At 58.6% G+C, this 9,050-nt stretch carries 6 protein-coding genes; 3 read left to right on the forward strand and 3 right to left on the reverse strand.

All coding sequences use genetic code 11. The features are described from left to right. Nucleotides 1–848: 848 nt before the first annotated feature. Complete coding sequence (locus AC13CN_RS00205; protein WP_044630417.1) at nucleotides 849–1,613, forward strand: SDR family oxidoreductase; 765 nt, start codon at nucleotides 849–851, stop codon at nucleotides 1,611–1,613. A 74-nt stretch (nucleotides 1,614–1,687) separates the two neighbouring features. On the opposite strand, the gene AC13CN_RS00210 is transcribed toward AC13CN_RS00205, so the two are convergent. Both AC13CN_RS00210 and AC13CN_RS00215 read right to left on the reverse strand, forming a co-directional pair. Next, nucleotides 1,688–2,764, reverse strand: coding sequence for a 2,3-butanediol dehydrogenase (locus AC13CN_RS00210; protein ID WP_483052917.1), 1,077 nt, complete (start codon nucleotides 2,762–2,764; stop codon nucleotides 1,688–1,690). A gap of 31 nt (nucleotides 2,765–2,795) precedes the next feature. Further along, nucleotides 2,796–4,610, reverse strand: coding sequence for an NAD(P)/FAD-dependent oxidoreductase (locus AC13CN_RS00215; protein WP_483052918.1), 1,815 nt, complete (start codon nucleotides 4,608–4,610; stop codon nucleotides 2,796–2,798). Nucleotides 4,611–4,898: 288 nt separating this feature from the next. Here AC13CN_RS00215 and AC13CN_RS00220 point away from each other — a divergent pair, with 288 nt between their 5' ends. After that, the gene (locus AC13CN_RS00220) at nucleotides 4,899–6,872 is read left to right on the forward strand and encodes a sigma-54-dependent Fis family transcriptional regulator (protein WP_287837969.1); all 1,974 of its coding nucleotides are present in this window, start codon (nucleotides 4,899–4,901) and stop codon (nucleotides 6,870–6,872) included. A 232-nt stretch (nucleotides 6,873–7,104) separates the two neighbouring features. Here the strand turns inward: AC13CN_RS00220 and AC13CN_RS00225 are convergent, their stop codons facing one another. Beyond that, entirely contained in the window at nucleotides 7,105–8,523 is a 1,419-nt protein-coding gene (locus AC13CN_RS00225; protein WP_172515240.1) for an IS1380 family transposase, read from the reverse strand. A 235-nt stretch (nucleotides 8,524–8,758) separates the two neighbouring features. Here AC13CN_RS00225 and AC13CN_RS00230 point away from each other — a divergent pair, with 235 nt between their 5' ends. Further along, the gene (locus AC13CN_RS00230; RefSeq protein ID WP_483052919.1) at nucleotides 8,759–8,935 is read left to right on the forward strand and encodes a hypothetical protein; all 177 of its coding nucleotides are present in this window, start codon (nucleotides 8,759–8,761) and stop codon (nucleotides 8,933–8,935) included. Nucleotides 8,936–9,050: the final 115 nt, after the last annotated feature.

The following is a 9,050-nucleotide window of genomic DNA, read 5'->3' on the forward strand; positions in this document are numbered from 1 at the left end:
CACCCTTGCTGTTCAGCTAACGGTTCCCGCTATCAGGGTCCGTAGGGGACTTTCACCCCCAAGTCATCCGGCCAACCACCACGGCGGACCGGATAGCGCCTAATTGGCGCTGCGCGCCATGCCTGGCGCACCATAAAAAAAGTCCCCCGAAGGGGACCCAGGTGGAGCACGCCAGCTCACTCGGTGGGTTGCCAGGCATCGCCTTAGCAACGTCGCAAAGAAGGGAGAGCATCGAGTGTCGTCATGCAAGCGACCTAAATGACTCTGTTCATTTGCTGCTTACCGTTTATGTAGCGAGCCGCATGCCAATAAATATATTTCTACTTAAATACATAGAGTTATAAAAAATAAACCGTGTTCGAAAGACGCGCATCGCTTGCCAGACGGCAAAAGCGCACCAGCAGTGCGCAATTGTTGCTGCGTTGCTCCATAACGAATCATGCCAGCGCCGTCGACGGATAGCGCTACTGGCACACCTGGTTGCGGCCCCGCGTTTGGCGCGGTAAAGCGCCTCATCCGCCAATACCAGTAAACGATCCCGATCTTGATCTGACGCATCGAGGCTGCACGCCATGTGCTCAACACCCATCATGGCATCGACAATTAAAATATCGGGGGCTCTTTGTTAATCTCCTTGCACGCAGCCGGAACCGAGGAGAACAGGCATACCACGTAGCTGAAGTTTGTCAACTGTTCCAGGATATGCTGCCCTAGCGTTGGGTCCTCTTCAATTAGCAGTTAATGTCAATTATGCATTTATTCAGCTGCTGTCGTTAGCTGTATCGATATTTCACATTTAAAACGGCTACCGTGCCAATATACGTTTAACTCACCATGGAAAAGTGCGTATGACTAAGCCCCACATCATCTATATCACTGGCGGTGCCCAAGGAATTGGTCTCGGTATCGCCCACACCCTGCTCACCGACGGCTATCGCGTTGCCATTACGGATATTGACAAAGAAGCCCTAAGTGCGGCCGCTGAACGACTGCCCCGCCGTGAGAACCTGCTAACACTAATGGCGGATGTCAGCGATGAAGCCCAGGTGGCGGCCAGCCTCGAAAAAACCGTCAGCCACTTTGGTCAGCTCAACGGCATCGTGCATAACGCAAGCATTGCGGACCCCTTCCATGGCCCGGTGGAGCAGCTCTCGCTAGCGACATGGCAGGCCTACTTAAACACTAACCTCACTGGCGCCTTTTTGTGCGCCAAACATGGGGCTGCTTATCTACGCCCGCACGGCGGCAGTATGGTGCTGATGGCCTCGTCACGCGCCATTCAGTCCGAGCCGGATACCGAAGCCTACGCCGCTAGTAAAGGTGGCATTGTCGCGCTGACCCACGCGCTAGCGGTCAGCCTAGGCCCGGATATTCGCGTCAACGCCGTTAGCCCTGGCTGGATCGAGGTCAGCGACTGGCAAAAACCCAGCCGCCAGCAGCCGGTGGAGCACCGCGCCATCGATCGTGACCAGCATCCGGTGGGGCGCGTGGGCACTCCCGAAGATATTGCCGCGCTCACCCGCTTTCTTCTCTCCAAAGAATCCGGCTTTATCACCGGGCAGAACTTTGTCGCCGACGGCGGGATGACGCGCAAAATGATTTATGCCGAGTAGCGGCACCGCCCATCAAAAAATCCCATTAAAAAAGGCCATCCGCGGATGGCCTTTCGCCTTTCAAAAACGTACCGCTATGGCGTGACGATAATTTTCACCTGCGCCTTATCGTTCAGCAACGCCTCAAAGCCCTCCTCCACGATATCCGCCAGCGGAATGCGTTGGGTGACCATATCCTCGGCGCGGAAGTAGCCCCGCTGCATCAGCGCCATCACCGCCGGATACACATGGCGATAGGCAATAATGCCTTTCATGGTGCGCTCTTTGATTACCAAGTCGTTGGGGTGAAAACTGGCTTCTCCCTCCCAAATACTCACCACCACCACTTCGCCGCCCTCGTGGGTGCTGTGCAGCGCTTGGTTGAGCACGGCGGGAATGCCCGTCACTTCAAATGCCACGTCCACCCCGCCGCCGCTCAAAGCGTGTAGCTTTTCCACTGCGTCTTCTTGCTGTGGGTCGACAACGGTGGCTCCCAGCGCTTCGGCTTTGGCCTTACGAGACGGCGCGACTTCCACCGCATAAATGTGCGCAGCCCCTGCGGCTTTAAGCGCTTCGATGGTCATTAAGCCAATCGGCCCAGCACCAAATACCACGGCACTGTCCCCGGCTTTTAGGCAGCTCTGGCGCACCGCATGCAGGGCTACCGCCGCAGGCTCGACCAGCGCCCCCTGTTCAAAGCTGAGGTCATCCGGCAGTTTGTGCACCATGTGCTCACCCATCACGGTGAACTCCGAAAATCCGCCGCCTCCGCCGGAGAGGCCGTGAAAGCCCAGCAGAGGCGTCAGGTTGTAGCGCTCCATCTGGTAAGCGCCATCCTTGTTAGGTGAAAGGATCGGCTCAATGGCCACACGGTCGCCTACCTTCACCCGCGTCACTTTCTCACCAACCTCCACCACTTCGCCCGCAAACTCATGGCCCATGATAATCGGTGCCTGTTCGCCGCTAATGGGGTGCGGTTTGCCTACCGGAATAAAAATCGGCCCGGCGGCATATTCGTGTAAATCGCTGCCGCAAATACCACAGGCGGCGACTTTTACTTTCACCGCATGGGGGTCGTTGATTGTCGGCACCGGCACGTGCTCAACGCGCAGATCTTTAGCGGCATACCACACTGCGGCCTGCATCTGAGGCTGATTCGTTGACTGACTCATAAGTATCCCTTCCTGTTAAGACACATAGCTTTTAAGACACATGGTGAACCGGCTGCAGCCCATAGACGGGGGTATCTAGTCCTTCCATACGCGCCTTCAACTGCAGCGCCAAATAGTGAGAGTAGTGCCGGGACTGGTGCAGGTTGCCACCGTGGAACCACAGCGCCTCTTGTTGGGTGGGCTTCCACATATTGCGCAGTTCGCCCTCCCAAGGGCCAGGGTCTTTGGTGGTGTCAGAGCCTAACCCCCAGCATTTACCCACTTTATCGGCCACTTCCTGGGAGATAAGCCGTGCCGCCCACCCATTCATCGAGCCATAGCCAGTGGCGTAGACGATTAAATCAGCGTCCAGCTCGCTGCCGTCAGTGAGCGTGATGGAGTGCGGATTAATACGCTCGATACCCACACCGCTGCGCAGCTTAATATCGCCATTGGCGACCAGATCGCAGGCCCCCACATCGATGTAGTAACCCGAGCCACGGCGCAGATATTTCAAAAACAGGCCAGACTCATCGTCACCGAAATCGAGCATAAATCCCGCGTCTTCGAGTTTTTGGTAAAACGCAGCGTCGCGCTGTTTAATCGCCTCAAACGCCGGACGCTGGAAGTCAGGCAGCACTTTGTAAGGAATGGAGGCAAACAGCAGGTCGGCTTTTTCGTGGGTCAACCCGCCAGCTACCGCCTCTTCCGAGTAGAGCGGCCCCAGCACTTCTTCCATCAATGAATCCGACTTAACGATATGGGTCGAGGAGCGCTGGAGCATGGTGACATCGGCATCGTGCTCCCAGAGCGCTGCGGCAATATCGTGAGCCGAGTTATTCGAGCCCACGGTCACGCACTTTTTACCCGCGTAAGCATCCGGCCCTGGGTGCTGGCTGGAGTGCTGCTGCTCGCCTTCGAAGCTTTCCGAGCCTGCAAACTTGGGTACGTTAGGCATACCGGACATCCCGGTAGCCATCACCAGCTGTTTAGGGCGTAGCGTAATCTCTTCACCGTTGCGCTTCACGTTCACGATCCACTCGCCTGCGGCTTCATCGAAGCGTGCATTGTCGCAGGTCGTGGAACTCCAATAATTGAGCTCCATCACTTTTGTGTACATTTCCAGCCAATCGCCCACTTTGTCTTTCGGGGCAAACACCGGCCAGTTCTCTGGGAAGGGAATGTAAGGCAGATGGTCGTACCATACCGGGTCGTGCAGGCAGAGGGATTTATAGCGCTTGCGCCAGGAGTCCCCCGCACGCTCGTTGCGCTCGATGATGATGGTGGGCACGCCCATTTGCTTTAGCCGCGCCCCCAGGCCAATACCGCCCTGGCCACCGCCAATGATCACGCAGTAAGGCTGGCGCGTGTAACCAAGCTCCGCTTCTTCCCGCTCGCGGGCTTCCAGCCAGGTTTCACGCTGTTTGTTGGCACCATGCTCGGCCCCTTTAGGGCGATGGTGGTTGCGCGGTTCGGGAAAATCGTCCAGCGCCTGCATGGTGGTCAGCAGTGTCCAGCACTTGCCGTTTATCAAACGTAGGTAGCCTTTTCCGCTGGCAATGGCCGTTTTGAAGGTGAACCACGCCTCGACGGTATCGCCGTTTTCGCTGGCCTCACCGTCAAGCTGCCACTGGGTGGGCTGAGTATTGGCCAGCGTGGCATCAAGCATGGCCTGGATTTCCTTCTGGCCTTCGCAGGTTTTTAGATTCCAGGTAAACGCCAGAAAATCGCGCCAGTAGCACTCGTCGTTGAATAGCATCAGCACGCGTTGGATATCGCGCGCCTGGAGCGCTTCATCAAACTCATGTAGCCATGCGTTGACGGTGCTGGTAGCGCTTGATGGGGTACTTACCTCTGTGTGAGTCATCGCGGGTACTCCAAGGTCGTTGTTATTGTTGAACTGTCGATAAGACACTCAACCCTAAGCACCTGCCGTGCCAAATGCGCTAAATAGGCAATAAGCAACTGAAAAATATCAGCAATCAAACATCCACACAGCGCCATAAAACAGCGCAAACCGCGTACACCTGTCACGTCGTGTGTACGGCTAACGTTACAGGTGTAACGCACGACTAACGGCGTAATACACCCTCGTTGACACCCTCTACAAAGCGCATAGTCTGGAAGTACAACAATAATCGTGTGTGGATTCGCCATGCCAACGCCATCACTACCACCGACACGCTTGGCCTCCGTGCAGCGCCAGCATATCGAGCACATCTTCCAGCTAGGTGAAGGGCTGGATGCGCCGCAGCTTCCGGCACAGGCCACCATCCGCCGCTCTTGGCTGCGCTGCCTCAACGAGTACCAACTCGACCCCACGCAGCCACGCCCTGCCCGGGTGGTGCCCCAGCAAACCTTGATCGAGCACCGAGAATCCGTCGATGAGCTGCTGCACGTCGCCCGGGCCGGGGTCGAGCAGCTCTACGGGCAAATCGCCCAGCTCGGCTACGTGCTGCTCCTCACCGATCATCGCGGCATTACCGTGGAGTTTCGCGGCAATCCCAATCAAGACCAGCAGCTACGCAAAGCGGGCCTCTATTTAGGAGCTGACTGGGACGAGCGCTTCGCGGGTACCTGCGCCGTAGGCACCTGCCTGCACGACCGCCAAGCGATCATTTGCCACCGCCAGGAGCACTTCGACGCCACGCATATTTCGCTGACCTGCACGGCTGCCCCTATCGCCGACCCGCAAGGCAACGTGATGGCCGTGCTGGATATCTCTGCGCTGCAGTCGCCCACTCAGCATGAGAGTCAGAACTTCAGCCTCTCGCTGGTGACGCTCTACGCCCGCATGATCGAAGACGCCTACTTTCTGCAGCGCTACCGCGACTGCTTGATGGTGCGCCTGGATACCTCGCGGGAGTTTGTCCACGTCAATGGGCGTGGGCTGATCGCGATAGAAGAGAACGGCCAAGTGATTGCCGCCAATGCCGTCGGCCGCGAACTGATCAGTACGCACCAACAGCGCTGGCCGCCGTGGTCTGCTCAACACGCACCGATGCTCAGCGAACTGTTTGAGTGCGAAATTGCCGATGTGCTGAGTATCAACAGCGCGACCAACGACCAGCTCAGGGCGTTTCGCGCCCGCGCCAGCAACGCCATCTACTTTATTAGCCTGCTGGAGCCGCGCAGGCCGCGCATCGCACCACTCGGAAAGCCCGCCTCCTCGCTGCCAACAGCGCTAGAACGGCTGGGGGCCGACGACCCCGCTATACGTAAAGTGCAGAAATTGGCCGAACGGCTGCGTAACGAAGCCAGTGTCAACGTGCTGATCAGTGGTGAAACCGGTACCGGCAAAGAAGTAGTCGCCCGTGCTCTGCACGATAGCGGCAACCGCGCCAAAGGCCCCTTTATTGCGGTGAACTGTGCGGCGATTCCCGAAGCGCTGATCGAAAGCGAGCTGTTCGGCTACGAACCCGGCGCGTTTACCGGCGGGCGAGCAAAAGGTATGCGCGGGCTGATCCCTCAGGCCCATGGCGGCACGCTGTTTTTAGACGAGATCGGCGATATGCCACTGGCGCTACAAACCCGCCTGCTGCGGGTACTGGCCGAGCGGGAAGTGATGCCGCTAGGGGCAAACAAACCCGAAAAAGTCGATATCCGGGTGATCACCGCTACCCACCGCCATATCGATACCATGATTGCGCAGGGAGAGTTTCGTGAAGACCTCTACTACCGCCTGAACGGTGCCCAACTGCGCTTACCACCGCTGCGCGAACGCGCCGACAAGCTCTACGTGATTCGCCAAGTATTCAGCGATGTGGTGAGCGAACGCGGCGGAAGCTCCGCCCCTAGGCTGCGGGCCGACGCCATCAGCGCCCTACTTGCCTACGCCTGGCCCGGCAATATTCGTCAGCTTAAAAACGCCCTGGCGTTTGCACTCGTCACCGCCGAGAGCGACGAAATCACCGTACACGACCTGCCCGAACAGTGCCTCAGCCAGCGCATTACTCGTACACCTGCGATAACCGCGCCTGAAAGCGAGGCCACTGATTGCCACCTTGTGACACGGCTGCAGCAACACCAATGGAACATTAGCGCCGTGGCACGCGAGCTGGGGGTTTCACGGCCAACGGTGTATCGGCAAATGCAGCGCCAAGGCATCGTACCGCCGAATAAGGCCTGACCCCGCCTTATTCATGAGGGCGCTGGCTGAGTGGATTGTCAGCCCTCGCTGCCAACACCAGCCCACCGGCACCGCGTTGGCAGCATGAGACCCCGCTGTTATATGCAAAAAAGCGCAAATTTTAGTTCTTCTTATAGCCTACAGGAATGAATTGCCCTCATCCGTGCAGCCGTCACCGTCAGCCGAAGTGGGGCTGCTTGGCGCAGGGATCGGTGGTGGTATCGCCGACGAGTCAGCCTAGCGCGGTCAGTTTCGGTAGCCCCTTCAGCAAGGCAGGCCACCATTTGTCAGCCGCATCGCCGAGGTGAACGGTGATGCGCCGGGCGTGCAGCTTCAGCGTGGCTGCGACCTTGAGTACCTGCTCGCGCAGCCGGCTCAGGCTCCAGCCCTGTCGGGTCTGACGCACCAGCAAGCAGCGCAGGCCATGCAGGACCTGATACGCGTAGAGGCTCAGCAGTAGGCTCACCTCGTTGCGGGCCATGACATCCTGGACCGTGGAGGCACCACGATCCGTCGACGACAGGTGCACATCCAGCGCCGACTTCACCTCGCCCATGTGGGCCTCGGCGCTCCCGCGCTTGCGATAGAGCGCCAGGACCTTCTCCGGCGGCCAGTCGAACTTGCCGAGGTTGGTGACCAGGAAGAAGGCATGCAGCAGCAGGTCATCGGGGCGCTCCTGCACGACCAGCACGACGCGCCGTGGTGCCGGCCAGGAACCGGCTTGGTACTCAAGGTCATGGCACCATTCTCGAGGCTGTTCAGGCGGTCGGCCGCGGGGCCGCTTCAGGTAGGGCGCCGCCAATTTTTGCAGGCCCTTGTGGCTGCGTAACCGGCCCAGATACTCGATGTCGCGCTCTTCCAGCGCCTCCAGCGTGTCGTTGTCGGTGAATCCGGCATCGATGCGCACCCGAACCTGGGCGCCAGTGCTCTCGTTGAGCCGCGTCACCAGATGGGGGATCCATGTATCGGCATTCTCAGCCGGGCCGGCGTTGCCCTCGCGTAGCAGGCCACCGACCATGTCGCCTGTTTCGGCCAGCGAGGCGACCAGCGGCGAGTAGATGCGGGTACCGTAAAGGCCATGGTAGGCCGAGCCACCTTGGTGACCGTGGACCTCGATCGGCAGGCCGTCGATGTCCAGCGTCAGCTGCTTGGGGCGCTCGCCGTTCTTCAGCGAGGTCAGGCGCCAGAGCACCAGCCGCAGCAGGCCTTCGTGCACGACATCGATGTTGTCGTTGTGCCCCAGGCAGGTCAGCAGCCGGGACAACGTGGCTTGAGACGGCCGCTCCTGTGCCAGTGGTGTCACCCCGCGCGCATCGCTGCAGGCCAGCTGCCAGAGCGGATCACGGCGCAGCATGTCGGTATCGCTGAGATCGATCCAGCCCATCGCCCGCTGCAGCACCAGAGTGCGTATCTGGCTGGTCAGCGAGTGGCGAATGCGCAGCGGATGACGCGCATCGACCAGGTTGTCGCCGAGCGCCTCGATCACGCCGCTACTGTCGAGGGCTTCGCGCAGCAACAAAGCGCCGCTGTCGCTGGTGGTGCGGTGGCCGCTCAGCTCGACACGGACAGAGCCGTTGCACGAGGGCGTCCAGGTGGATAGGCTTTCACCCATAGCGGATGGCTCCCTTGGATCAGGTTCTTGGCGGAACACACTGAATTTTCAAGAGGATACCATCCGCTATCTTCGTTTTCAGGCCGGTCTCATGAATAAGGCGGGATATAGCCAGTACACACCTATCAGGGTGCGGCTACTCATCGATTTTTTGGCAGAGTATTTGCGTCAGCCACTGATTTTTTGATCATTCAGGCAAATTGAACGACTCTGCAAGCCGCAAGTCATAACGTTCAAGGCTGCTTTATTTGAGTCTCATTGCCAAGGAGAGCACATGACACAGTTCATCAACGACCCTACCCTGCCAAAACCCAGTTTCCCGGGTAGCCATATGGTAGTTGACGACCACTATATGTTTATTTCTGGCCTGACGGTGGCCGATCTTTCCAACGGGGAAGCGGCGCGAGGCGATGTTAAAGAGGAGACCCGCCTAGCAGTCTGTCGGGCTTGAGGTTAATGGATGAGCTGAGGCGTGGGTTCTTCACCCCCCCCTGTGTTGGTGTTGGTGTTGGTGTTGGTGCTGTTGTGTGGCTCTTAACCTGCCCCTCAGCTTCTGCAAGGCGGTT

The organism is Vreelandella sp. L-25, from assembly GCF_056857535.1.